The sequence below is a fragment of the Parazoarcus communis SWub3 = DSM 12120 genome, assembly GCF_003226565.1.
Classification (GTDB): Bacteria; Pseudomonadota; Gammaproteobacteria; order Burkholderiales; family Rhodocyclaceae; genus Parazoarcus; species Parazoarcus communis.
The window spans coordinates 1-25891 of sequence record NZ_QKOE01000020.1 but is presented as its reverse complement, the minus strand read 5'-3'; the positions used below and the strand labels follow the sequence as shown (position 1 = coordinate 25891).

The following is a 25891-nucleotide window of genomic DNA, read 5'->3' as shown; positions in this document are numbered from 1 at the left end:
CCGGTTACGGCCGGCAACAATGACACACGCTCGGATATGACAAGCATGCTACCCCTTAACGCCCCGGGCATCACCTGCGGTAACTACGAAGGGGCCTCACCAACCGCATTTTTCCTGCCGACCGTGCGACGCCACTGAAAGGCAATCGAAAGCCCACCCCCCTATCGTCCGCCTCCATGCAGGAAACCAGACCCAGCCCTGCAGCCATCAAGAACCGGAGGAGATCACCATGATGCTTAAAAAAACCCTCGTCGCCGCAGCCACCGCAGTTGCCGCCACCCTGATCACTGGCCTGGCCCATGCTGAGCCCGCCAAGCCGGAGTGCATTGCGCCGGCCAAACCCGGAGGCGGCTTCGACCTGACCTGCAAGCTGGCACAAAGCGGCCTGCAGGATGCCAAGCTGCTCAACGCGCCGATGCGGGTCACCTACATGCCGGGCGGCATTGGTGCCGTGGCCTACAACACCGTGATCGCGAACCGTCCGGCCGAGGGCGGTACCATCGTGGCCTATTCCGGTGGGTCCTTCCTGAACCTGGCGATCGGCAAGTTCGGCAAGTACACCGAGGACGACGTCAAGTGGCTGGCCGCCGTCGGCGCCGACTACGGCGCCATCATCGTCAAGGCCGACTCCCCCTACCAGACCCTGAAGGACCTGATCGAAGCCACGCGCAAGGAGCCGGGCAAAGTCGTTTTCGGTGCTGGCGGCTCGGTCGGCAGCCAGGACTGGATGAAGTCCGCACTGATTGCCCGCGAGGCCGGCGTTGATCCCAAGTCCATGCGCTACGTCGCGTTCGAAGGCGGCGGGGAGGCCATCACCGCACTGATGGGCGGTCATGTTCACGCCTACTCCGGCGACGCCTCGGAAGTTCAGGGCCATCTTAAGGGTGGGCGCATCAAGGTGCTGGCCATTCTCGCCCAGGAACGCCTGAAGGGTGATCTGGCAGGCATTCCGACCGCGATCGAACAGGGCTACAACGTGGATTGGACCATTACCCGCGGCTTCTACATGGGGCCGAAAGTGTCCGACGCCGACTACCAATGGTGGCTTGCCGCATTCGAAAAACTGCAAGCCTCGCCCGAGTTTGACCAGTTGCGCACCGAACGTGGCCTGTTCCCCTACAACCTGAGTGGCGCCAAGCTGACCGAAAGCGTCAGGAAGGAAGTTGCCCGCTACAAGGTACTGGCCACCGAACTCGGCCTGACGGCCCAGTAAGCCCCCTGCCTCTCAAGGCCCCGCACCCATCACGATGCGGGGCCATCCTCGCTGGAGCATGACATGAGCGAAAAAATCCTGGGCGGCGTACTGCTGTTCATCAGCCTCGCCGGTATCTGGCTGGCACGGAGCTTCGAAGCCCCGTTTTCATATGAGCCGGTCGGGCCACGTGCCTTTCCAATGTTGATTCTTGCACTGCTGGGCATCAGCGCCATCGCCCTGATGCTGGAAAAGAAAAGCGCCGTCACCTGGGCAGCCCCGGCCACCCTGCAGCGGATCGGCGCGTTGTTCCTGATCGTACTGGCTTATGCATGGCTGTTCGACAAGCTCGGTTTCATCGTCGCCACGACCTTGATGGTGGTTCCGGTCGCCCGCTTCTTCGGCGCCAGCTGGAAGCAGGGCGCGCTCGGTGGCGTCGGGCTCGGCGTGGGCCTTTTCATCCTGTTCGACCGCCTGCTCGACGTCGCCTTGCCGACCGGGCTGTGGGTCGCCAACATCCTGGGGTAAATCATGGACAGCACCCTCTCGCTGCTGATGCAGGGCTTTGCCGTCGCCGGCACGCCCGAAAACCTGATGATTGCGCTGATCGGCTGCTTTCTCGGCACCGTGGTCGGCCTGCTGCCGGGCCTGGGCCCGATCAACGGCGTCGCCATCCTGCTGCCGATCGCCTTCGCAATGAAACTGCCCCCCGAATCCGCGCTGATCCTGCTTTGCGCCGTCTATGCCGGCTGCGAATACGGCGGCCGCATCTCGGCGATCCTGCTCAATGTGCCGGGCGACGCCGGTGCAGTCATGACCACCCTCGACGGCTATCCGATGGCCCGCAAGGGGCTGGCCGGGCCAGCACTGTCGATGTCGGCGATGGCCTCGTTCTGTGGCGCGCTGGTCGCCACCCTGGGCATCGTGCTGTTTGCGCCGCTGCTCGCGGAATGGGCGATCGCGTTTGGCCCGGCGGAGTACTTCGTGCTGATGGTACTGGCGCTGTGCTGCCTCGGTGGCTTGGTCGGCGACTCGCTGCCCAAGGCGGCCATCGCCTGCCTGATCGGCCTGCTGCTCTCGACCGTCGGTATCGACTCGAACAGTGGTGTCTATCGCTACACCTTCGACGCGCTGCACCTGCAGGACGGCATTCCCTTCATCGTCATCGTCATCGGCCTGTTCGCTGTCAGTGAGGTCATGCTGATGCTGCAACACGCCCATGCCGGCGTTGCACCGATGACGATCACCGGCCGCCTGATGTTCAACATGAAGGAGTTCATGCTGGCCAAATGGACCATGCTGCGCTGCTCGCTGGCCGGCTTCTTCATTGGCGTGCTGCCCGGCGCAGGTGCCACCATAGCCTCTGCCATGTGCTATGCCAGTGAACGCCGCATGGCGGGCAAGGACCATCAGTTTGGCGAAGGCGATGTGCGTGGCGTGGCGGCGCCGGAAGCGGCAAACAATGCGTCTGCCAATGGCTCGCTGGTGCCGATGCTGACGCTGGGCGTACCCGGCTCGGGCACCACCGCGGTGATGATGGGCGCACTCACGCTGTACAACATCACCCCTGGACCGACGCTGTTCCAGGAACAACCTGCCATCGTATGGGGCCTGATCGCCTCGCTGTTCATCGCCAACGTCATGCTGCTGGCACTGAACATTCCGCTGATCCGCGTGTTCGTGAAGTTCCTGTCGATCCCCAACTGGCTGCTGGTGCCGGGCGTGGCCGCCATCTCGATGGTGGGCGTGTATGCGGTACATGGCAACACCTTCGACCTGGTGCTGGGGACGGTGATCGGCGGCCTCGGCTACCTGCTGCGGGTGATGAACTTTCCGATTGCCCCCTTCATCCTTGGCTTCGTGCTCGGCGACATGATGGAGCAGAACCTGCGCCGCGCACTGTCGATCAGCAACGGCGAGGTCGGCGTGCTGTTCAACAGCCCGATTGCCATCGCCTTGTGGGTCGGCGCTGTCGCGATGCTGATCGGCCCGCGCCTGATGAAGATGCTGGCCGAACGCAAGGAGCGCGTCGCCGCCTGATGAAGACCCGCAAGCCCGGGTTCCGGCACTCTCCTCCCACGAGGCCGGAACCGGACGCAGGCGGCGGCACCGTCCCTGCCCGCAGCCTGCTTGAAGACACCTCCGGGTGTCTTTTTTTTAAGCGTGCTGCGCGTCGTCGCCCTGCCGGACCGGCAACTCGATTTCCACACACAGACCGCGCCCCTCCTCGCCGTCACGCAACGCCACCTTGCCACCATGCGCCCAACAGATCTCGCGCACAATCGCCAGCCCGAGGCCACTACCATCGGAGTCGCCCTGACCGAGGATACGGTAGAAGCGACGGAATACGTTCTCGCGTTCGGCCTCCGGAATGCCCGGCCCCTGGTCGGTGACACTGATCACGGCCTCACCACCGAAAACCGCCACCGCCGCCGTCACCTGGGCATCGTCCGGGCTGTAGCGGATCGCGTTGTCGATCAGATTGGCCACCATCTCGCGCAGCATCGGCGCATTGCCCTCCACCACCACGGGTGTGCTGGGCCCCTCGAACGCCAGATCGATACCCTTGTTCAGCGCCAGCGGTACCAACTCCATCGCCACATCCTTGACCATGCCGGTCAGATCGACCGGCGCCCGCTCATCCATCAGGCCATTGACCGCCTCCGCGCGCGACATCGTCAACATCTGGTTGGCCAGCCGGCGAGTCGCCCGGATGCTGCGCAGAAGGCTGGCAAAGGTACGCAGCATCTCTTCCGGCTCGGTCTGGCGCAGGCCGTACTCGGCCTGTGTCGTCAGCACCGCCAGCGGGGTACGGATCTGGTGTGCGGCATCGGCCAGAAAGCGTCGCCGCGCCGCCAGCAGCGCCGACAAGCGTTCGGTATGGTGATTGATCGCGTCGATCAGTGGTCCGACCTCGCTTGGCACGTTGGACGCCGGCACCGGCGTCAGATCTTCGTCACCCCGCTTGCGGATGGCATCCCGCAACTCGATCAAGGGCCGGAAGGCACTGCCCAAGGCGAGCACGATCAACACCGCGCCGACCCCCAGCAGCAGCAACTGGCGACGCAGACTGTCCAGGAACAGGTCTCGGGCCAGCGTCGTGCGCGACCCGGTGGTCTCGGCGAACACGATGTACACTGCATCGCCACCGGCGAGGGCCGGATCGTAAAGACGCTTGCTCATCGCTCCCAGGCGAATGGGCTCACCGCGGTACCGCGCATCGACAATCAGCACCTCACCGGAATCGTTCAGCGCGCTGGGTAGCGGCAGGTCCGGATACCCCGTCAACAAATCCCCCTGGGTGTCGATCACCGCGTAGTAGACCCGCTCCTGGGCTTTGTCCTCGAACATCTCGAAAGCCGAATACGGAATGTCGATATGGACCCGCCCTGCAATCGAGTGGGTCTGCTCGGCCACGGCCTTGATCGACGCGGTCAGCGAGCGGTCGTAGGCGCGATTGACCGCCTCCAGCGCCCCACGGTAGGACAACCAGGCGTTGACACCGACCAGTATCGCCAGTGGCGGCAGCAACCAGGCGATCACCCGGCGGCGCAGGCTGAAACGGGGCGTCATCGGCCGCTCACCAGCCCCACCGTTGCGGCACACCCACGCTCACTGCGCGACCTCGGCCAGCAGGTAACCGAGCCCCCGCAGGGTGTTGATCGCCACGCCAGAACCTTCGAGCTTCTTGCGCAAGCGTGAGACGTAGATCTCGATGGCTTCGACCCGGGCATCGGCATCGAAATCGAAGACCTTCTCGAACAGGGCTTCCCGCGACACCGGCCGGCCGATGCGCGACATCAGCGCTTCCAGCACCGCAAGCTCGCGCGGGGTCAGCGCCAGCGGTTGACCGGAAACCGTGGCCATACGGGTGTTGGTATCGAACTCGAGCAGACCGATGCGGACGGTAGGCGCGACATTGCCGCTACGTCGTAGCAAGGCCTTGATACGGGCTTCAAGCTCGCCGAGATCGAAGGGTTTGGGGAGATAATCGTCCGCCCCAAGATTGAGCCCCTTGACCCGATCCTCGGTACTCCCGCGCGCGGTCAGCACCAGCACCGGGGTGGGTACGCCCTTCTCTCTGGCGCGCAAGCGGCGCAGGACGTCCAGCCCATCCATGCCGGGCAGCGAAAGGTCGAGGATCACCAGATCGTAGTGCTGGGTCAGCAGTGCATGGTCGGCATGATCACCGCGATCGAGCACATCGAGCACATAGCCCGCATGGCGCAGGGTCTTGGCGATCCACTCGGACAGTTCGCGATGATCTTCGACAAGCAACAGGCGCATGGCAGTGAAAGCGAATCGAAAGCTGGGTGAAGGATTATTCTCTCAAACGACGCAGGACGCCATCACGAGCACGTCCTGCCACCCTCTGGAGGAGTAAGGATGCGCGGGTTCCGAAGCCTGCTGGCTTGCGCACTCGGCCTGGCCACCCTCTCGGCCTGGGCCCAGATCACCCCCGACCGGGTGGCGGTCGCACGCGCCGAGGGTAGGGTCGTGATTTATGCGGCCACCGATCAGGACATCGTCCAGCCCCTGATCGACGATTTTGAGCAACGCCACCCGGGCATTCGGGTGGAATATCACGACATGCAGTCAGGCGACCTCTATCGCCGCATCGTAGACGAGGCACGCAGTGGCGGTCGCGCCGACGTGGTCTGGAGCTCTGCCATGGACCTGCAGGTGAAGCTGGTCAATGATGGCTACGCGCAGGTGCACCGTTCCGCGGAAACTGCAGCCCTGCCCAGTTGGGCCATCTGGAAGAACGAGGCCTTCGGCACCACCTACGAGCCCGCCGTCGTTGTGTATCACAAGCCTTCGTTCAGCACCGAACAACCACCGGACACCCATGCCGGGCTGATCGAAACACTGACCCGACAGCCGACACGTTTCGACGGCCGGCTCGCCAGCTACGACCCTGCCCGCTCGGGCGTCGGCATGCTGCTGCACACCCAGGATGCCCAGTCCAATCCCATCGTATTCTGGCAACTGGCCCGGGCGCTGGGCGACAGACGCCTGATCACCTACCCGACCTCCGGCGAAATGCTCGACGAGGTGGCACAGGGCAAGGTGCTGATCGGCTACAACGTGCTCGGCTCCTACGCGCTGACGCGAGCCCAGGCCGACCCGGCAATCGGCGTGATCTGGCCGCGTGACTACACGCTGGTCTTGAGCCGGGTCGCCTTCATCACCCGTCAGGCCCGCCACCCCCAGGCCGCCCGGCTATGGATGGACCATATGCTGTCGGTGCATGGGCAGACCGTGCTTGCCCGCAGTGCCGGCCTGTTCGCAGTGCGGGAGGATGTCTCCAGCGAAAATGCCATCGGCCTGCGCCGGCAACTCGGCAGTGCCTTCCGTCCAATTCCCATCGGTTCGGGCTTGCTGACCTATCTCGACCAGGCCAAACAACGCGACTTCCTGCGCCAGTGGGATCAAGCCACCCAGCGCCGCTGACCACCCTCTCATGTCAAACACCTTGCAAGGGATCGCCGCCCACGGGCGGCAGGTCCTGCCCACCCTTATCCTGGCCCTGCTCGCGGCCCTGCTCGCTCAAGCGGCAACACTGCCACTGCCGTGGATGATCGGTCCGCTGTTCGCGGTGGCTGGCGCACGGATGGCGGGCTGGCGCCTGTCTGCACCACGCGGCGGGCGACAAGCCGGTCAGTGGGCCATTGGCGCCGCACTGGGCTTGTATTTCTCACCCTCGGTGGTCGCCGAACTGACACACCACGCCCCACTGGTGGTCGGCGCTGCCGTCGCCTCTCTGGTGCTTGGCGTCGCCTGCGCATGGATCACGCTGAAGCTTGCACGCGTCGATGCGCCCACCGCCTTCTTCGCTGCACTGCCCGGCGGCGCCTCGGAGATGGCTACGCTGGCCGAACGCTGGGGTGGGGCGGTGGACCGGATTGCCGCAGCACATGCACTGCGGGTGATGATGGTGGTCTCGCTCGTCCCCCTGGCACTGACGGTGGCTGGCGCGCATGGCACGGATGCCTACGCCCCGCTGGCGCGTGAGGTGGACCCGCAGCGCATTCCCCTGTTGATCGCCGCCAGCCTGGTCGGCGTCTGCATCTTCAAGGTGCTGCGCATCGCCAACGCATGGGTGCTCGGCCCCCTGCTTGGCGTCGGCGTGGTCAGCGCCATGGCGATCCCCTTGTCAGCGCTGCCGGCCTGGGTGATCAACGGCGGTCAGCTGTTGATCGGCTGCTCGCTGGGCAGTCGTTTCTCACGCGAGTTCTTTCACGCAGCGCCCCGCTTCATGGCGGTGGCGGCCCTGTCCGCGCTGTTGTCCATCGCACTCGGCTTCGCGCTGGCCCTTGCCATGGCACAGTTTGCCGACGTTCCGCTTGCAACCCTCGCTCTGGCCACGGCCCCCGGGGGCGTGGCCGAGATGTGCATCACGGCAAAAGTGCTGCAACTGGGCGTCCCGCTGATCACCGCCTGCCATGTCCTGCGGGTGACCGTACTCACGCTGGGCGCCCAGCGCGCCTTTATCGCGTTCCGGAAACTTGTTGGCTGACCTGGCCGTCTCAGACGGTCATGAAGACCTTGATCGCCTGCTTGTTGGGGATGTTCGCCATCTCGGCCGTCCATGCGGAGGCCGAGTTGTGGGCGGCCTTGCGCGATGGCCACCATGTGGCGGTGATGCGCCATGAACTGGCCCCGGGCGTGGGGGATCCCGAGGGTTTCCGGATCGACGACTGCAGCACCCAGCGCAATCTGTCGGCCCTCGGACGCGAACAGGCCAGCGCCACCGGTGAGCGTTTTCGCGCCAGAGGCATCAGCCGGGCAACCGTGTATTCAAGCCGCTGGTGTCGCTGCCTGGACACCGCCACCCTGCTCGGGCTCGGTCCGGTAAACCCGTTTGCGGGGCTGGACTCACTGTTTCGCGATCGCGATCAGGAAGCCTCACGCAATACCGAAGTACGCAACCTGATCCACAAGCATGCCCAGACCGGGGGGCCCCTTGTGCTGGTCACGCACCAGGCCAATATCACTGCACTCACCGGCGTGTTCCCTGCCTCGGGGGAAATCGTCGTGCTGCGGGTGAGCGATGATGGCCTGTCCGTCGCCGGGCGCATCCCTCCCGCCACCAACCGGTAAGACAGCCCGATGGCTGGCGCCACCGGGCGAATCGCCGTCAGGATCTGACCTCACCCATCGAGGGCGCAATCACGCGTGGCCGGCCACCCTGATCAAGGGCGACAAAGACAAAGGTCGCATCGGTCACCTTGACTTGCTCCTCACCGTCGCGTGAGCGCCGCCAAGCCTCGACCTGCAAGGTCATCGAGGTGCGTCCGATACGGGTAATCTCGGCATACAGGCTGACCTCGTCGCCGATATACACCGGCTGCAGGAAGGTGATGCGGTCGACCGACACGGTGGCGCAGCGGCCGCGCGCACGACGTGCGGCGACGTTACCCGCCGCAAGGTCCATCTGCGCCATCAACCAGCCGCCAAAGATATCGCCTGCGGGGTTGGCATCGCCGGGCATGGCAATGGTGCGGATCGCGGGCTCGCCGCTGGGGGTGGGGATCGGTTCTTTCATTGTATGGACTCGTCAGGGGATGGGTCGGACACCGGTTTGCGCGTTCATGCCCCGCAAACCGGCCAGCACACAGAAAGCGCTCAGCTGACGAAGCGGCAGCGTGAGGCCACGGTTCTCGTGTCCATATTGCGACCGCGGTTGAGATGATCGTCGGCCTCGGCGGCGCAGCCTAGCATGCGCGCATAGAGGAAGATCGAGAACGCAGCCGCCTCCAGCGCGCTATCCGAAATCTCGCCGGCACGCCATGGCTGCCACGTCAGCTTGAGCAGCAACGCGGCGATCACCGCATCGATGTTCACGCAATACACCGTGCGTGACACGCCGGTGTCGCGCAACACCTGCACCAGCACACGATAGAAATCGTGAAAGACGTTGGCCTCGCCGCGCCCCTCCATCAGTTCGCGGATGAACACCTCGCGCGGGTCGAGGTTGACCGGCTTGTCCTTGAACACCGGATGATTCACCCCCGGGATCTTGCGGATGTCGAGGCTGCCGAGCGACTTGGCACCAGCCTTGTAACGGCCGTAGTCTTCGGCATAGCGCCGCGCCAGCGCCTTCAGATCGACACCGTGCGCCGGGTCGGCCGGGTCCTGCAGGCCGGAGTCACGGAACTGCTCGATCAGGAACTGCACCCCCTCGAAGCCATTGCCGCCGTGCGCGTAGCCGGTGTGGGAGAGGAAGCCGGTCAGCGCCTTGTTGAGCTGTACCCGCTGCGGGGTCTCGGGGCCATCGCTGGAGACCGCACCCTTGGCGCCCTGGGCGGAGATGGTGCCAGGGCCGTTGGTGAGCAGGATGCCGACCAGGGTTTGGAACGCGAACAGGTCGGACGCTTCCGGCGCACGCCCGAGCAGCGCGTGATAAGCCACCTCGGTGATCGATGCACGACCGAGCAGGTCGGCGGTCGCAAAGCCGTTGAAGCCGTCCGGACGGTGCGCCTCGGATTGCGCCGAGGCGCCGATGACGGTGCCGAACAGCCGCATCCACCATGGCAGGGTCTCGACCGTCAGGCGCGACACACGCTTGCGCATCAAGGGCCCCCAGGCCAATGTGGTCGTGATCGCGGCGAGCACCGCGTCGGCGCTGACATGACCAGGCTGGTCGCGCAGGTAGCGCACGAACACCGAGCGCGTACCGCGCGCCTCGAGACCCGCAAGCATCGCAAGCGCGCGCGGGTCGGGTTCGACGCTGCTCACCAGGATGGCGAGTGCCGTGTCGGCATGAACTGCGGTGAGATCGACCTCTTCAGCCAGCGCATCGCGGATACCGGCCTCTGCAAAACGCTCGATCAGCGCCGCGACAATGCGTCCGGCGTTTTCTGCACGACGCGGACCGACGATGGAGATCGCCGCCGACAGCACGCTGTTGGGCGCATTGCCGGCCTCACGCGCGGCCTGCGCCGCCGCCAGCTCGGGGCTGCCGTACAGATTGATGCTCGCACCAAGCGCCACATTGACCAGCTTTCGGTCATTCTCGCCCCCCGCTTCGCGCAGCAACGCCAGACTGACATTGGCTTCCAGCGGCAGGCAGGCGGCCTCCAGCACGCGGGTGCCGTACAGGCTCGAGACCTGGGTCGCCGGATCCATCTGCGACGCCCCGGAGGCGTCCTTCAGCGCCTCGCGCGGGAACACCGCGCCAACCTGTTTGGCCAGCAACGCGACCTGGCTGCGATAGGGCTCGGGGCTCTCGACCACCGGCAGGTCGAGCGGCGCCGGCAGGGTCAGTCCCATGTTCGAACCGAACCAGGGCTTGAGCTCCATCGTGCCTTCGGGGGCGAAGTCCGGCAGTGTGGCATTGGCGCGCATCACCGCGGTCAGCGCTGCCGGAATATGGGCGATATTGGTGACCAACGCGCCCTTGGCCGAGAACACCGGATGTTCCGGGGTAAAGATGTCGTCGACGCCGAACTTGTCCTTGAACCACTGCTCCTTGGCTGCCGCATCGTCGTGACCACCCGCCATCGCGCCGGCATGGCCGACCGCGCGGGTCAGCTTGGCCTTCCAGCGCCCGACCACGCAGGCCACCACCGGTTTGGTGAAGTCGGCGTCGCGCTCATAGTAGCCACCGGGTTCGCAGTACAGCACTGCGGCCTTGCTGCGTGCATCATTGGCCAGCGCAAACGCGAACTCGGGCGCAGCGTAATGGATGTACACGTCCTTGCCGCTGGACACCAGCGTGGTCGTGCCCCAGCCCGCCATGCGCAGGTACTGCGCGATGGTGGTGGTGAAACCGCCGGAATTCGACAGGATCGCAATCGAGCCGCGCTTGAGCGTGTCGCCGGGATGGTCGCCGCCGAGCGCGCCGCCAATACGCACCTGGTTCCACGAGTCGGCCACGCCCAGGCAGTTGGCACCGAAGATGTCGATGCCGGCCTGCTGGCCCATGGCACGGATTTCTCGAGCGTCATGCACCGAGATCTTTTCGGTGATGATGAAGATCTTCTTCAGCTCGGGATTGACCCGGATCAGCTCGGCCACGCCGTCTCGCGCCGCCGACGGCGGCAGGTAGACCACTCCGCAGTTGAAACGATGGCCGTCGTCCAGCCCTTCGCGCACGCTGTTGTACACCGGGATGTTGCCTAGCTCGGTCTCCAGCACCTGCCCACGACGCCCCGGCGAAGTGCCGAACACCACATTGCCGCCCGACCAGGCGTGGCCGACCGGGGTCACTTCGCTCGACTCGCCGCCGAGGATGTTGAGCACGCACACCCGATCGTCGCGGGTGGCGATCTGCGCCAGGGAGCTGATCCCGACGTAGTACTTGAAATCACCTGCACCTTGTTGATACATCGCTGTCTCCTGTTCTTGTCCGGTACCGATCGATCAAACGGTCGCCGTGGGGGCAATACGCAAACGGGCTGCAACCGCCTCGCGCCCCCCGGCCTTCATCCACTCGTTGACCTCGCGGGCGTAGTCGACCACCTCACTCATCGCCGAGTCGAAGCCGAACAGGCGATAGGGCAGGCCGAGCGCCTCGCAGGTGTCGCGCAGCACGCCCATGCCACGCACCAGGTTGGGTCCGCCGCGGCCGACGACGACGTACAGCGGGGTCGGGCCGTGGGTACCGAAGTGCTCGCGCAGCGCATCGGCCATTGCGCGGAAGGTTTCGAAGATGTCGGTGTTGTTGGACTTGCCACCGATGATGAAGAGCACGTTGGATTGGCGCAGCCAGTGCTTGAAGCAGATCGAAGCGACCGACTTCATCTTCTCGTAGGGCGGATTGCCGCCAAAGTCCGAGGAGATGATGGCGTCGTCGCCGAGCATCTCGGTGACCAGCGAGTTGGCGCCACCGCCGAAGGTCGGCGCCAGGATGGTGCCCTGGTCGTTGATCACGTACACATCGCTCTGACCCTGATGGGTACGCAACTGGTTGATCTCCTGCTCGAAGTCCGAGTAATCGGCGGCGAACAGATGCGCCGGCAGGTTGAGCCGGTGCCAGCGCGGATCATCGCGATCAAAACCGCACTTGAAATCGCAGGCCACCGGCGTCAGCCGCCCGCGGCGATCCGGACGCATGCGGATCGGGTTGAGTTCGAGGGTGTTCATGCCGAAGTCGTGATACAACTCCCACAGGCGCGGCAGGTGCTGCACCAGGGGCGAGATGACCTGCTTTGGCGCGCCGATGTCGGCGAGCGCATTGGCGACGACGAAAGCCTTCAGACCCGTCAGCGGATCGAACGGAATGCGCGCGATCTGGGCCTTGTCCAGTTCCTCGATGTCGACCCCGCCCATGTGGGTCAGCGTCATCGTCGGCGCGCGGAACTCGGTGGAATCGGTGATCGAGAAGTACACCTCATGCTCGGCCGGTACGGCGCCCTCGAAGGTCACCCCGTTGGCCTTGGCCACCTGGTTGCCGTGGCGATGCTCGACGAAATACAGCCGCTCCTTCTCCGCCAGTGCGGTCTTGAGGTCCTTGGCTCGCCCGATCAGACCAGCCTTGCCTTTCTTGCCGACACCGCCCTTGAACAACGGCTTGATGAACACCGAACCGTGACGCTCGATCAAGTCCTTGATGGCCTCCTCGCTGGCGTCGGGGCCAAGGATCTCGGCGGTGGGAAAGTCTGCGAACTGCAGCAGTCGCGATCCGTGCAACATTCCGGTTATCTGCATGGTTCTGTCTCCTTTGTTGTGGGGCTGTGGCAGGAGGCACCTTAGGCAAATGGGCTTTCGGAACGCTTTCGTTGCACTGCGCAATGACGCAAGCCAGGCCACCGGCACCGGCCTCGCGGCACACATGCCGCGATCACATGCGGAACGCACGCCCGACAAGAAAATGGCCTCAACCCGGCTTCCCGGTCGAGGCCCAATGCGCACCCGTCGTGACTGCCGGGGCGACTAGAGGAGGGTTGCCGCGCAGACGCGCGGCACCATCAACAGATCAGAACCGATGACGGATACCCGCCATGACGACACTGATCCGGTCGCCGGCATCCGGCGTCAGGTTGAAGCCGTAGTTGGCATCGCCACGGTTGTTGAGTTGCGAGTAGGCGGTGTACAGCGTGGTGCGCTTGGACAGGTTGTGCATGTAGTAAAGCGAAACGCCGCTTGCATCCTCGGTGTCGGCCTCACCACTTTCGTTACGGCTGCCATAGGACACGGCAACGGTACCCACCTTGCTGACCGGAATCTCGGCGCCGACCGCGTAGCTGCGCGCCTTGCCCGATCCTTGCGAGCCATGCTCCCTGTCCTGCGTGTATAGCGCGTACAACTTGGCCACACCAAAGTCATACGCACCTGCGATACCGTGGGTGGAGGCACGGCCACCGGTCGCGTTGGTGATATAGCTCTGCGTCGTCACCGAAGCCGCGAAGGGACCGTTCTTGTACATGCCGGTCAGGCCATAACCCCGCCCCTGGCGGCGGACATCGCTGTCGTCGCTGGCATTCTCGGCCCCCGTCCAGTAGCCGGCATCCACCGAGAACCCGGCCATCTCGGGCGAACGGTACTTGATCATGTTGTCAAAGCGCACCTGATAACCGCGCGCAACCGAACCCGTCTTGCGATGCAGCAGGCCGGCAGTACGATCAGCCCCCCCCGTGGCCTCGAACGGATCCAGCGCCACGAAAGCCGGTGAATACTGGCGGCCTGCGGTGATCCGGCCCCACGAGCCTTCCAGCCCCAGGAAGGTCTGGCGCTGGAAACCGGCACCGTCCATTCCGCCGATATCCAGCCGCACCGCAGTCTCCAGCGTATAGATCGCCTTCAGTCCGTTACCCAGATCCTCGCTACCGCGGAAGCCGAGGCGCGAGCCGTTGAGCTCGCTCACATCCATCCCGCTGCGTTTGAGGCTGCCTGCGCGCTCGTGCGCCACGTTGACATCGAGCAGGCCATAAATGGTGACACTGGACTGCGCCTGTGCCAGCGCCGGGGTGAGACAGACAGCGGCCAGGGTGGCCAGCTTGATCGCGTGCTTCATGGGTGTTCCTCCGTTGTTTTGGTGTGGCCTGCGGCCGGCACGGTGCGTACCGTCGGGCGCAACGGATTGAATCGAAGACGGCTTTCGAAGTGCTTTCAGTCCGCTCGTGGAACACCGGGGCAGCGCCGAACCCGATCAGCGCACATCAGCAAAACCTGTTGGACTCTGGGACAATACCGCTCCGTTGAACCCGGAGCCCATGATGCGCACCGACACCCTGCTGGTCTTCACCAACCTGCCTGACGCGGAATCTGCCCAGCGCCTTGCTGCGCATTTGGTCGAATCACGCCTGGCGGCCTGTGTGAACATCCTGCCGACATGTACGTCGGTCTATCGCTGGCAGGGCGTCATCGAATCGGCCAGCGAGGTGCCGCTGCTGATCAAGACCGGCGCCGAACGCTACCCGGCACTCGAGGCCGCGATTCGTTCGGCCCACCCTTACGAACTTCCCGAGATCCTTGCAGTCCCTGTCCAGTGTGGCCTGCCCGCCTACCTCGGCTGGGTCGCACAGGAAACGACTGCGGACGACTCCGCCCCCTGAAGACCGAATCCCCATGACGCAACGCCTGCTGATCCTGCTCGCCGTCCTCGCGAGCCTGCTTGCCCTGCCCGCACGGGCCAACGACCCGATCGCCCCTGAACAAGCCTTCGCGATGAGCGCACGCGTGCTCGATGCGCAGACGGTGGAAGTCAGCTTCAAGGTCGCCAAGGGCTACTACCTGTACGGCGACAAGTTCCGCTTCGACGCCGAACCCTCCGGGTTCGTGCTTGGCACGCCGGAGCGTCCGCCCGGCAAACTCAAGCAGGATGAGTTCTTCGGCGAGGTGGAAACCTACCGCGGCACGCTGACCATCCTGCTGCCGGTCACCGCGCCACCGGGCCAGAGCCGGTTCACCCTGCATGTCAGCAGCCAGGGGTGCTGGGACGGTGGCATCTGCTATCCGCCCACCCCACAGAGCGCCGAAATCGACCTGACCCAGGTGGCCGTCACCGGCGGAGGTCTGTTGCAGCGTGCGCTGGAGCAGACCTCCAGCACCGGGGCAAGCAACGGTGGCACGACCGAAGCCGGCGCTGACGAAAGTGGTCGTATCGCCAGCCTGTTGAAAGACGCCAGTGGGCCACTGGTGCTGCTCAGCTTCTTTGGTTTCGGCCTGTTGCTGGCCTTCACCCCATGCACCTTTCCGATGATTCCCATCCTGTCGGGCATCATCATCGGCCACGGTCACCATATCTCGCGCAGCCGGGCCTTCCTGCTGTCGCTGGTGTATGTGCTGGGGATGGCCGTGACCTATGCCCTGGCGGGTGTGGCGGCCGGACTGAGCGGCACCCTGCTGGTGGCCGCATTGCAGAACGTGTGGGTGCTGTCGGCCTTCGCGCTGGTGTTTGTCGCGCTTGCCTTGTCGATGTTCGGCTTCTACGAGCTGCAATTGCCCAGCGCACTGCAGAGCCGTCTTGCCGACAGCGCCAGCCACAAGAAAGGCGGCCAGCTCGGTGGCGTTGCGGTGATGGGCGTGCTGTCGGCGCTGATCGTCGGTCCCTGCGTGGCCGCGCCGCTGGCAGGCGCATTGCTGTACATCGCGCAGACCGGCGACGCGGTACTGGGCGGGTGGGCACTGTTCGTGATGGCACTCGGCATGGGCGCCCCCTTGCTTGCCGTCGGCGTGGCCTCGCGCTCCCTGCTGCCCAAGGTCGGCCCGTGGATGGAAGGGGTCAAGAAGGCCTTCGGCGTGATGCTGCTGGCAGTCGCGCTATGGTTGCTGATGCCGGTGATCCCCCCCCTGGGCGCCATGCTGGGCTGGGCTGCACTGCTGCTGTTCCCTGCGATCTTTCTCCATGCACTCGACCCCCTGCCGCCTCAGGCCAGGGGTTGGCAGCGGTTCTGGAAAGGGGTGGGCGTGGCCATGCTGATTGGTGGCGTGGCCATGCTGGTCGGCGCGCTGGCCGGTTCGCGCGACCCCTTGCAGCCGCTGGCAGTGCTGCGTGCCGAAGCCGCCACCCCGGCTCAGCAACCCGCTTTTGAAAGGATCGGCTCCGTCGCCGAACTCGACGCCCGCCTGGCCTCGACCGACCGCCCGGTGATGCTGGATTTCTACGCGGACTGGTGCGTGTCATGCAAGGAGATGGAACGCTACACCTTCACCGACCCACGGGTGGCCGAACGGATGGGGCAGATGCTTCTGCTCAAGGCCGACGTCACCGCCAACAGTGAAGCGCACAAGGCATTGCTGAAGCGCTTCGGTCTGTTCGGCCCGCCTGGCATCATCTTCTTTGATGCAACGGGTAAGGAGCACGACGGCCTGCGGGTGGTCGGCTTCATGAAAGCGGAGCCGTTTGCCGCAGTGCTGGCGCGCGCGCTGTAACGGATGTGTGCCGGCAAACGCGCCGAACGCCCGTGTTTCGCCTACAATCCTGCCTTTCCCCTTTTCGATCAGTGCCTTCATGTTCTCCGGCATCGTCGCGGCAGTCGGCCGCATTGAACAGATCGAGCCCCTCGCCGACGGCGTGCGGCTCACCGTCAACACCAACGGTCTCGATCTCGAGGACGTCATCATTGGCGACAGCATCGCCAACAGCGGCGTATGCCTGACCGTGATCGCGCGCGACGGTGACCGTGTCCGCTTCGACGTCTCGCGCGAAACCCTGAACTGCACCGTCGGTCTCGACCAGGCAGGTGGCGAGGTCAATCTCGAAAAGGCGTTGCGCATGGCTGACCGCCTCGGCGGCCATCTGGTGACCGGCCATGTGGATGGCGTCGGTGAAGTGGTCCGCTTCGACCCCGTCGGCGAAAGCCACGAACTGGTGATCCGCGCACCGGCGGCCATCGCCGGCTATATCGCCAGGAAAGGCTCGATCACCGTCAATGGCGTCAGCCTGACCGTGAACCGTGTCGAACATCGCGACTTCTCGATCAACCTGATCCCGCACACGGTGGAGGTCACCAACCTCAAGCACCTGAAGCCGGGCTCCCGGGTCAATCTCGAGATCGACCTGATTGCACGCTATGTCGAGCGCATGCTGGCATGGCGTACCGAAGAAGAGCAGGCAGCACAAGCCTGACACGCCCACCCCAGAAAGGAAAACAGCACATGAGCGCACTGGCTCCGATCACCGACATCATCGCCGACATCAAGGCCGGCCGCATGGTGATCCTGGTAGACGAGGAAGACCGCGAGAACGAGGGCGACCTGGTGATGGCCGCCGAATTCGTCACCCCGGAAGCGATCAACTTCATGGCCAAGTTCGGCCGCGGCCTGATCTGCCTGACGCTGACCGACGAACGCTGCCGCCAGCTCGGCCTGCAGCAGATGGTGCGCGACAACCGCACCCCGCATGGCACCGCCTTCACCGTATCCATCGAAGCTGCCACCGGCGTCACCACCGGCATTTCGGCACATGATCGTGCCCGTACCGTGCAGGTCGCGGTAGGTCGTCACGCCAAGCCCGACGACATCGTCACCCCGGGCCACATCTTTCCGCTGACCGCCCAACGCGGCGGCGTACTGATCCGCGCCGGCCATACCGAAGCCGGCTGTGACCTGGCGCAACTTGCCGGCCTCGAGCCCGCCTCGGTGATCTGCGAGATCCTGAAGGACGACGGCACCATGGCACGGCTGCCCGATCTGATCGAGTTCGGCAAGGAACACGGCCTGAAGATCGGCGCGATCCGCGACCTGATCGAATACCGCGCCGCCACCGAACACCTGGTCGAACAGGTCACCGAAAAGGAAGTCGACACCCCGCACGGCCGTTTCCGCCTGTCGGCCTTCGAAGACAAGACCTCTGGCGACGTGCATTTCGCACTCAGCCGCGGCGAGATTTCGCCCGAGCGCGAGACCCTGGTCCGCGTCCATGAGCCGATCTCGGTGGTGGACTTCCTCGACCCGGCCAGCGGCCGCCACAGCTTTCCGGTCAACGAAGCGCTGGCTGCACTCAGTCGTGCCGAAGCCGGCGTCATCGTACTGCTCTACCGTCCGCAATCCGGTCGCGAGTTGCTGGCCAATCTCAATGGCACGCATGATCGCCCGGTCAAATGGGATGCCCGCCTGTTCGGCGTCGGCGCCCAGATCCTGCGGGCCCTCCAGGTCGGCAAGATGCGGCTGCTCGCCAGCCCGCGCAAGATTCCCAGCATGGCCGGTTTCGGTCTCGAGATCACTGGCTTCGTGGACAAGGCCTGAGCGCCCGTCCCCCTCACACTCAATATCCGAATTCACACCATGGCACGTTTTGAAAACATCCACGAATACGACATCGACCTCGACGGCAAGGGCCTGCGCGTCGGCGTCGTCATGAGCCGCTTCAACCAGGACGTCTGCGAGGGCCTGCTGTCGGCCTGCACCGACGAGCTGATCCGGCTGGGCGTCTCCCCCGAGCTGATCCGCATCGCCACCGTACCCGGCGCGCTGGAAATCCCGCTGGTGCTGCAGAAGCTCGCCAATAGCGGCAAGTTCGATGCGCTGGTCGCCCTCGGTGCCGTCATCCGCGGCGAGACCTACCACTTCGAGCTGGTCTCCAACGAAATGGGCGCTGCCATCACCCGCGTCGGCCTCGACACCGGGGTGCCGATCGCCAATGGCGTGCTGACCACCGAAGACGACGACCAGGCACTTGCCCGCATGCAGGAAAAAGGCAGCGACTGCGCCCGCGCCGCCGTCGAGATGGCCAAACTGCTGAAGGTCCTGCCATGAGCAGGATGGCGCGACACCGCGCACGCGAACTCGCGCTGCAAGGGGTGTATCAATGGTTGTTGTCGGGCAATTCGATGACGACCGTCCAACGCCATCTCGAAGCCGAGACCGAAGAGTTCGACAAGGTCGACCGCGAGCTGTTCGTCAGCTTGCTGCACGGCACGCTGGACAACGTCGACACGCTACGCGCAGCCTTTGCCCCGCTGCTGTCGCGCCCGACCAGCGAGCTGTCACCGATCGAACATGCGATCCTGCTGCTGGGCGCACACGAACTGCGCCACAGTCTGGACACCCCTTATCGGGTCGTCATCAACGAAGCCATCGAACTGGCCAAGGCCTATGGCGGCACCGACGGTCACCGCTTCGTCAACGGCGTGCTCGACAAGCTGGCCGCCAATCTGCGCCCCGAAGAAGTCGAAGCCGCCCGCGCCAGCCGCAAGGGCTGAAGCGCCTCAGCGCCGACGCGCCGTCAGCTGGCGGCCGTCGGCAGCATGCAGCCGCAGGGCACCCTCATCGCTCAATTCAAAGCGGATCACGTCCGGCAGCAAGGACAGGAAAGCCTGCTCCTGCTGCATCAGGGCGGGCGGGCAAGCCATCATCGTTGACGCCAGGCGGGAAAAGCTCAAACCCTCTCCAGTCAGGGTATAACCCCCATTGAAGCGATTGCATGAAGCGTGGCCGGACACCCGCCCATCGACACCAAATTCGAGCGTCATCTGCGAGCGGTCCACAATGCCTCGCCCGTCCAGATCCTCTACTTGCCACACCCCCTGCAGCAAGCTGGCGGGATCTCCGCCACACCCCTCGTAATGACGATTTTCAAACGCGACCCGCACCGTTTCGGGATAGGGCATGCCGGTCATGGAGTCGGCGCAGCGCCGCGTCTGAATTTCCACCAGCAGATCCGGGCCACCGTCCCGGCTGAAGTAGCGCGTCGTGTCGGTGCTGCGCATGGCAGGCGGCAGAGGCCGCTCGATATGGCGCGCGCCCATCTCCAGCGTCAGGCGCAGACGTTCCTGCCCCAGCTCCAGCAACCATGCCGGCTCGTTACCCTGCGCCCGAAAGGCTTCGGGTAAAGGCGGCAGGGGCTGTGTGAGCTCGACGCACTCAGGAAACGATGTTCCGCGCACACTCAGTTGCGCTTTCGTCCCCTTGTTCCAGAACTCGGTCGCCGGATCATCCACTCCGACATAGCGCGCGCCAGAGGCGCTGGGCGCGATGCGCAGCTCATGTGCCTCGCCTCGTGCCAGCAAGCGCATCGACGACTCGGCAAACCCAAGCTGGATCTCGAGCTCACCGCAGCGCATGCGACGACTGAGCTCAACCTGCACCACCTGACGCATCAACAACGGCCCCAGATCCTGTGACAGCCGTGCGGGCTCGATCGGCACCGCCTCGCTGACCCAAGCGGGACGCCCCGCCACCACCACACCCGCACGCACAGCGGGCACCACGCCTGCAGGAATCCGCGCAGGATCGACCTGAAGCGCAAAACCGATCGGCACCTGCTGCCCGCGCAGCACAATACGCTGCTCAGCCAGCACCCGCCCCTGCCCGGCGGGCGTCTCACGTAACTCGATCACGGCCAGGCTGTCGGGCGGGAGCGCGATACGCTCGCGATACAACAAATGCCCACTGATGACCTGACGCGCAGCCTTTGCATCCTCGAGCTCCGCAGCAACACCCGCGCCAGCAGGCTCAGGCGGTACAGGCAGGTTGGAGCAAGCCGCCATCAGCACGCCAAGCATGAGCACCAACCTTCGTGACGCGCGCATGAGCTTTCCTCCCTTGTGGCCCGCCAGCCGCGTACTTAGTTACCCGCCGGCAGCGACGGCGGCTGCATCGTGCCGCGCACCAGGCGTGCAGCGACATACTCCGTCTTGACGCCGGCCCCGACCAATCCATTGCCAAAAGCCACGCCCCAGGCCTTGTAGTTGTAGTTGGGACTCTCGGTTGATGACCAATACTTGCTCACCGGCGTCGCGGGGAAAACCGAATCGAGTATCGCAGGCTGACGGAACCCACCCTCGCAGGCGCCACCCGCCCCCTCCGGATCACGCGCAAACCGCCGCCCCGAACTGCAATAGACCAGCGTATAAAGCTCGTCCCGGGTCGGCAGGCGCCAGTCCGCATGACCGGCCAGCACAAAGCCCTCACTGGCCTTCAAGGCCTGATGCCAGCTCAGCTGGCTCACCTCACCCGAACAAGCCTGACCCACCCAGGTCTGCCCGATGCTGCAGCGCATCCAGGTCAGGCCGGTGACCGTATCGGTCGCGGTTCCGTCTTCATGCGCCTGAAAACGTGTCGCCAGGACCTGCTCGCGCGCGTCGCGCTGGCGCTTCTCTTCCTCGACCATGGCTTCGCCAGCGGGTGTCAGGTGTTGGGTCAGGCGCAACACAAGCGGTGGGGTCGGCTTGTCGTCGACATGATCCACCTCGACACGCCCGACCAGATCCATGAACTCATCAACCGGCTTGCGCGCTTCAATCAGGTATTGCCCGGCAGGCAAGCGCAGCATCAACACCGCCCCCGCCTCAGCCGGGCTGCGCCCGTGGGGCTGACCATTGACCACGATCTCGGCATCACCAGGCTCAGTCAGCAACTGCAACACGCCAGGTTCGGCAGTCGGCCCAGGCAAGCTGACCTCCTGCTTGCATGCCTGCAGCGCCATCGCCGCAATCAGGATCAGTGGAAGACGAAACCAGCGGACAGCCGTGTGTGTCATGCGAGCAACCCAAAACAAGCAAAACGTCATTGTCCCGCCATTTGCGCCCCAGGCAAACCGTGTGCGGTGTCTGGAAACAAAAAATCCCGCCGAAGCGGGATTTTTCAACAGCACATACGGACCTGACAGGATCAACCGCGCGGACCACGCTCACGGCGATCGCCATGACTGCGATCACCACGAGCGGATGCGTGACCATCACGACCACCAAAACCACCGCCGGGGCGACGATCAGCACCACCAGGACGGCCATAACCGCCACCACTGCCAAACCGGCGGCCATTGCCACCCGCCGGACGCGGGCCCGACGGACCCGGGCGACGGGGTGCCGGCTCCATGCCCGGAATCGTATGCACCTCGAGGCGATCACCGGTAAAGCGTTCGATCGCACGGATCAGACCGGTCTCACGCGGCCCCGACAGCGTGATTGCCACGCCATCGCGACCCGCACGACCGGTACGGCCGATACGGTGAACATAGTCTTCGGCCTGACGCGGGGGGTCGAAGTTGATGACATGGCTGATACCGGCAACGTCGATCCCACGAGCCGCAACGTCGGTCGCCACCAGCACGCCGATGCGGCCCTGACGCAGACGGTCCAGGGTGCGGGTGCGCTGGGTCTGGTGCATGTCGCCATGCAGTGCCGCGGCGGCGAACCCCTTCTCCTGCAGGCTGAGCGACAGTTCGTCGGCACTCTTCTTGGTGGCGGTGAACACCACAGCCTGCTGCAGGCCGTCAGTTGCCAGCAAGGCCTCGAGCAGACGGCTCTTGTGACCCATATCGTCGGCAAACATCAGGCGTTGCTCGATCTGGCCACGGTTCTCCTTGGCCACTTCGATCTCGATACGCAGCGGATTACGCGTCATGCGCTCAGCCATCGCACCGACCACGCCCTCGAGCGTTGCCGAAAACAGCAGGGTCTGGCGCTTGGCCGGAGTCGCCGCGACGATGGCATCGATATCTTCGGCGAAGCCCATGTCCAGCATGCGGTCGGCCTCATCGAGGATCAGCACCTCGATATCGGACAATTTGAGCTTACGGCGATTCAGGTGGTCGAGCAGACGGCCTGGCGTGGCCACAACCACATCCACCGGGCGCTGCAACTGCTTGGCCTGGGCAAAGAACGGTGCGCCGCCGACAAGGCAGGCAGTGTTCAGCCAGCGCAGCGATTTGCCGTAGGTCTGGACGGCCTTCTCGACCTGCTGCGCGAGTTCGCGGGTCGGGGTCAGCACCAGAACGCGGGGACCGGCACCGGGGCTGGGGCGACGGTCAATCAGCTTGTGCAAGGCAGGCAGGGTAAAGGCAGCGGTCTTGCCGCTACCGGTGTGGCTGGACACCAGCAGGTCCGAGCCGCCGATCACGGCAGGAATTGCCTGCATCTGGACCGGAGTCGGCGTGGTGTAGCCGGTTTGTTCAATGGCTTTGAGGAGTTCTTCGGCAAGGCCGAGGCTCTGGAACGTCATGGTTCTTCCTGTGTTGCTTGCCGGCTTGTGGCCGGACGGATTCGGGCCCGGCTGAAGCCGGACCGCATGGCATCGCGCCGCTCCGTTTCGCGGATAGACGAAACGGGGCGCCGGGGCGACAAGCGCGCGATGGGCGTGGGCCGATCGCCAGGCGAACCTGAACGATCGCGCATCGGCACCAACCGGTTGTCACGATGCCAGACGATCGGAAGAGCGAATGGAGTTCGGCGGGAGGTCGGGGGCGATGGGGCTGTGATTACAGTCCCTGGGGCCAATTCGGCGGATCAATTCCGCTACGAAGGATTCAGGCCCTGCTGCTGCATTGCACAACTGGCCGGATTATAGAGGCTTTTTACCGGGCTGTCGCGAAATAGTTGACAAAGATGTTCAGGAAAATAAAAAAAGCGGCGGCTCCTGTCTGGAGATCCGCCGCTCTGGCAAGGGCGCAAGACGCGCCGGCCTTGCCGCCTGACGGGCAATTACTTGCCGTTGACCGATGCCTTCAACGTCGCGCCGGCAGTGAACTTCGGCACGTTGGATTCAGCGATCTCGATGGTCGCGCCAGTCTGCGGGTTGCGGCCGGTACGGGCAGCGCGCTTGGACACTTCGAACGAGCCGAAACCGGTGAAGGCCACCTTCTCGCCCTTGCCGAGCTGTTCGGCAACGATGTCGAGCACAGCCGACAGCGCACGATCAGCTTGGGCACGGGAGACATCCAGACGGTCGGCCAGGGCTTCGACGAATTCACCTTTGTTCATGCTTTTCCTCGATTGTATTGGTGTGTGCAGAATGTAAAACTCGATCTACTCGGCGGATTCTAGCACTGTCGCGGGCTGCGGCGCATACGGTAACAACCCGAAAAGGGTATCTGCGTACTGCAGCAGGGCTGGACGGAAAAATATGGGCGGGAATCCGGGCCTGTTTATGTCTTTTGTCCATCCCTGTGCAAGCCGTCCCACGCTCAACTCTCGGCGCGATACGGCCCCGCGCCCAAGCCGATCGGCGCAGGCGCCGCAGCCACGAGTTTCGAGAAGATGCGCTGGAAATCCTCGTGGGTCGTCGGCTCGCCGGTTCCGCCCATCGGATCGGGGTCATCCCGGAAGCCTGCTGCGGCTTCCGCCCAGTCTTCCGCGGTAAAGTACTTCACCACCAGCGGCAGGACTTCACGCTCTTCCAGCATCATGTGGCTACGGTAGAAATCGGCAAAGCGTTCAAAAGCCTGGGTGAAGGCGTCGAACCCGTCACGCGCACCACTGGCGTACTGATGCAGGGCGGCCTCCAGCGCCTTGATGCGCTCGTCGCCCACCGCATGCTCTTTTTCCAGCCGCTCGATGGCCGCCGCGCCCTCGTCGGTACGCTTCTTCAGCAACGCGAACAGATAGCGGTCTTCCTTGGGGTGATGCTTCTTCTCCGGGTAGGCATCGAGGTAATGCACCATTGCGCGCAGCAACTGAAAGTCGGGTTGCAACCGGCCTGCTCCGATCTCCTTGTTCATGTGGCGGATGGCGTGGAGGATTGCTGCCAGTGACTGGTGTTCGTCCTGAATGATGCTGAGTGCTTCCATGGCGTATGTCCTTTGCTGTCGTTCCGGATCGGCTGGTGACTCAGGTCGCCAGCATTTCCTGATGCTTCCCGCCCAGACCGAGGTAGGCCTCGATCACCCGCGGGTCGTCCTTCAACTGCGCCGCCGGCCCCTCCATCGCCACCTGCCCGGTCTCGAGCACATAGGCGTAATCGGCCACCTGCAGCGCCGCCCGTGCGTTCTGCTCCACCAGCAGGATCGACACCCCGCGACGGCGCAGCTCGGCAATGATCCGGAAGATCTCGCGCACGATCAGCGGCGCCAGCCCCAGGCTCGGCTCGTCCAGCATCAGCAGCTTGGGCTTGGCCATCAGCGCACGCCCCACCGCCAGCATCTGACGCTCACCACCCGACAGCGTCCCCGCCAGCTGGCTGCGACGCTCCTTCAACCGCGGAAACAGCGTGTAGACCTCTTCCATCGTCTGCGCCTGATCGCGCTTGCCCATCCGGTAGCGCTGGAACGCCCCCAGCGTCAGGTTGTCTTCCACCGTCATCTCGCCAAACAGCTCGCGCTTCTCCGGCACCAGGTTCATGCCCCGCGTCACCATCCGCTCCACCTCCGGCACCGCCTCGATGCTGCCATCGAACGCCACCTGCCCACGCGAGCCCAGCACCCCCATGATCGCCGACAGCATCGTCGTCTTGCCCGCCCCATTGGGGCCGATCACCGTCACGATCTGCCCTTCGCCCACCACCAGGTTCGCGTTGCTCAGCGCCTCGACCTTGCCGTACGACACGCACAGGTCCTTCACTTCCAGAACGGTCTTCTTGGTTTCGTTGCTCATCGTCTTCACTCCACCCCGCCCAGATACGCTTCGAGCACCGCCGGGTCCTTCTGCACCTCTTCGGGCAGCCCTTCGGCAATCTTCTCGCCGAACTCCATCACCACCACCCGGTCGACCAGCCCCATGACGAAGTCCATGTCGTGCTCGACCAGCAAGATGGCCATGCCTTCGGCCTTGAGTTTCTTCAGCAGCGCCGCCAGCGCTTCCTTCTCCTTGAAGCGCAGCCCCGCGGCCGGCTCGTCGAGCAGCAGCAGGCAGGGGTCCGAGCACAGCGCACGCGCAATCTCCAGGATGCGCTGCTGGCCCAGCGCCAGGCTGCCCGCTTCGTCGTAGAGGTGATCGGCCAGGCCCACGCGTTCGATCTGGCGCGCTGCTTCGGCCAGCAGCCGCGCCTCTTCGGCCCGGTCCAGGCGCCAGGCCGCGCTCAACACGCCCTTGTCACCGCGCAGGTGACCCCCGATGGCCACGTTCTCGAGCACGCTCATCGTCGGCAGCAGCT

Annotated in this window: 25 protein-coding genes; 12 read left to right on the top strand and 13 right to left on the bottom strand. The window is 64.6% G+C overall.

The window, feature by feature from the left end; translation table 11 throughout:
* Positions 1-229 precede the first annotated feature (229 nt).
* The 3 genes from DNK49_RS19435 (at position 230) to DNK49_RS19425 (ending at position 3232) form a co-directional block, all read left to right on the top strand.
* Entirely contained in the window at positions 230-1213 is a 984-nt protein-coding gene (locus DNK49_RS19435; RefSeq protein ID WP_243632451.1) for a Bug family tripartite tricarboxylate transporter substrate binding protein, read from the top strand.
* Between the two features lie 63 nt (positions 1214-1276).
* Positions 1277-1720: a tripartite tricarboxylate transporter TctB family protein gene (locus DNK49_RS19430; RefSeq protein WP_110528602.1), complete on the top strand. Its 444-nt coding sequence runs from the start codon at positions 1277-1279 to the stop codon at positions 1718-1720.
* A gap of 3 nt (positions 1721-1723) precedes the next feature.
* A complete protein-coding gene (locus tag DNK49_RS19425) occupies positions 1724-3232 on the top strand; it encodes a tripartite tricarboxylate transporter permease (RefSeq protein WP_110528599.1) in 1509 nt (502 codons plus the stop codon).
* A gap of 117 nt (positions 3233-3349) precedes the next feature.
* Here the strand turns inward: DNK49_RS19425 and DNK49_RS19420 are convergent, their stop codons facing one another.
* Entirely contained in the window at positions 3350-4765 is a 1416-nt protein-coding gene (locus DNK49_RS19420) for a sensor histidine kinase (RefSeq protein ID WP_110528596.1), read from the bottom strand.
* Positions 4766-4804: 39 nt separating this feature from the next.
* Positions 4805-5479, bottom strand: a complete 675-nt coding sequence (locus DNK49_RS19415) for a response regulator (protein ID WP_110528593.1) — start codon at positions 5477-5479, stop codon at positions 4805-4807.
* Positions 5480-5578: 99 nt separating this feature from the next.
* On the opposite strand from DNK49_RS19415, the gene DNK49_RS19410 reads away from it, so the two are divergent.
* Genes DNK49_RS19410 through DNK49_RS19400 form a run of 3 tightly spaced genes read left to right on the top strand, consistent with a single transcriptional unit; the run spans position 5579 to position 8296 of the window.
* Positions 5579-6646: an ABC transporter substrate-binding protein gene (locus DNK49_RS19410; RefSeq protein ID WP_110528590.1), complete on the top strand. Its 1068-nt coding sequence runs from the start codon at positions 5579-5581 to the stop codon at positions 6644-6646.
* Positions 6647-6656: 10 nt separating this feature from the next.
* Complete coding sequence (locus DNK49_RS19405; RefSeq protein ID WP_110528588.1) at positions 6657-7712, top strand: AbrB family transcriptional regulator; 1056 nt, start codon at positions 6657-6659, stop codon at positions 7710-7712.
* 20 nt (positions 7713-7732) lie between these two features.
* A complete protein-coding gene (locus DNK49_RS19400) occupies positions 7733-8296 on the top strand; it encodes a histidine phosphatase family protein (protein WP_110528586.1) in 564 nt (187 codons plus the stop codon).
* A gap of 37 nt (positions 8297-8333) precedes the next feature.
* On the opposite strand, the gene DNK49_RS19395 is transcribed toward DNK49_RS19400, so the two are convergent.
* From DNK49_RS19395 to DNK49_RS19375, 4 genes are all read right to left on the bottom strand, one after another.
* Positions 8334-8741, bottom strand: coding sequence for an acyl-CoA thioesterase (locus DNK49_RS19395; RefSeq protein WP_110528583.1), 408 nt, complete (start codon positions 8739-8741; stop codon positions 8334-8336).
* A gap of 80 nt (positions 8742-8821) precedes the next feature.
* Entirely contained in the window at positions 8822-11527 is a 2706-nt protein-coding gene (locus DNK49_RS19390) for a CoA-binding protein (protein WP_110528580.1), read from the bottom strand.
* A 33-nt stretch (positions 11528-11560) separates the two neighbouring features.
* The gene (locus tag DNK49_RS19385; protein WP_110528577.1) at positions 11561-12847 is read right to left on the bottom strand and encodes an ATP citrate lyase citrate-binding domain-containing protein; all 1287 of its coding nucleotides are present in this window, start codon (positions 12845-12847) and stop codon (positions 11561-11563) included.
* Between the two features lie 268 nt (positions 12848-13115).
* Positions 13116-14153 carry a porin gene (locus DNK49_RS19375; RefSeq protein WP_110528571.1) on the bottom strand — a complete coding sequence of 346 codons (1038 nt, stop codon included), beginning with the start codon at positions 14151-14153 and terminating at the stop codon, positions 13116-13118.
* 199 nt (positions 14154-14352) lie between these two features.
* Between DNK49_RS19375 and cutA the strand changes: the two genes are divergently transcribed.
* The 6 genes from cutA (at position 14353) to nusB (ending at position 19284) form a co-directional block, all read left to right on the top strand.
* The gene (gene cutA, locus DNK49_RS19370) at positions 14353-14694 is read left to right on the top strand and encodes a divalent-cation tolerance protein CutA (RefSeq protein ID WP_110528568.1); all 342 of its coding nucleotides are present in this window, start codon (positions 14353-14355) and stop codon (positions 14692-14694) included.
* A gap of 13 nt (positions 14695-14707) precedes the next feature.
* Positions 14708-16513: a protein-disulfide reductase DsbD gene (gene dsbD / locus DNK49_RS19365; RefSeq protein WP_110528566.1), complete on the top strand. Its 1806-nt coding sequence runs from the start codon at positions 14708-14710 to the stop codon at positions 16511-16513.
* Positions 16514-16592: 79 nt separating this feature from the next.
* Positions 16593-17210, top strand: a complete 618-nt coding sequence (locus DNK49_RS19360; protein WP_110528562.1) for a riboflavin synthase — start codon at positions 16593-16595, stop codon at positions 17208-17210.
* A gap of 29 nt (positions 17211-17239) precedes the next feature.
* Positions 17240-18328, top strand: a complete 1089-nt coding sequence (ribBA, locus tag DNK49_RS19355) for a bifunctional 3,4-dihydroxy-2-butanone-4-phosphate synthase/GTP cyclohydrolase II (RefSeq protein ID WP_110528559.1) — start codon at positions 17240-17242, stop codon at positions 18326-18328.
* 39 nt (positions 18329-18367) lie between these two features.
* Positions 18368-18838, top strand: coding sequence for a 6,7-dimethyl-8-ribityllumazine synthase (ribH, locus tag DNK49_RS19350; protein ID WP_110528556.1), 471 nt, complete (start codon positions 18368-18370; stop codon positions 18836-18838).
* Complete coding sequence (nusB, locus tag DNK49_RS19345) at positions 18835-19284, top strand: transcription antitermination factor NusB (protein ID WP_110528553.1); 450 nt, start codon at positions 18835-18837, stop codon at positions 19282-19284. The genes ribH and nusB overlap by 4 nt, the downstream gene beginning before the upstream one ends.
* A gap of 6 nt (positions 19285-19290) precedes the next feature.
* Here nusB and DNK49_RS19340 read toward each other — a convergent pair whose 3' ends face one another.
* The 7 genes from DNK49_RS19340 to DNK49_RS19310 form a co-directional block, all read right to left on the bottom strand.
* Positions 19291-20613: an META domain-containing protein gene (locus DNK49_RS19340; protein ID WP_110528550.1), complete on the bottom strand. Its 1323-nt coding sequence runs from the start codon at positions 20611-20613 to the stop codon at positions 19291-19293.
* A gap of 35 nt (positions 20614-20648) precedes the next feature.
* Complete coding sequence (locus DNK49_RS23870; RefSeq protein ID WP_165843389.1) at positions 20649-21563, bottom strand: Lcl domain-containing protein; 915 nt, start codon at positions 21561-21563, stop codon at positions 20649-20651.
* Positions 21564-21694: 131 nt separating this feature from the next.
* A complete protein-coding gene (locus DNK49_RS19330) occupies positions 21695-23026 on the bottom strand; it encodes a DEAD/DEAH box helicase (RefSeq protein ID WP_110528547.1) in 1332 nt (443 codons plus the stop codon).
* Between the two features lie 479 nt (positions 23027-23505).
* Entirely contained in the window at positions 23506-23802 is a 297-nt protein-coding gene (locus DNK49_RS19325) for an HU family DNA-binding protein (protein ID WP_279386431.1), read from the bottom strand.
* Positions 23803-23987: 185 nt separating this feature from the next.
* Positions 23988-24590, bottom strand: coding sequence for a hemerythrin domain-containing protein (locus tag DNK49_RS19320; RefSeq protein WP_110528540.1), 603 nt, complete (start codon positions 24588-24590; stop codon positions 23988-23990).
* 40 nt (positions 24591-24630) lie between these two features.
* Positions 24631-25392, bottom strand: a complete 762-nt coding sequence (locus DNK49_RS19315; RefSeq protein WP_110528537.1) for an ABC transporter ATP-binding protein — start codon at positions 25390-25392, stop codon at positions 24631-24633.
* 5 nt (positions 25393-25397) lie between these two features.
* Positions 25398-25891, bottom strand: a 494-nt coding sequence (locus tag DNK49_RS19310; protein WP_133255132.1) for an ABC transporter ATP-binding protein C-terminal domain-containing protein, incomplete at its 5' end; no start/stop codon positions are given.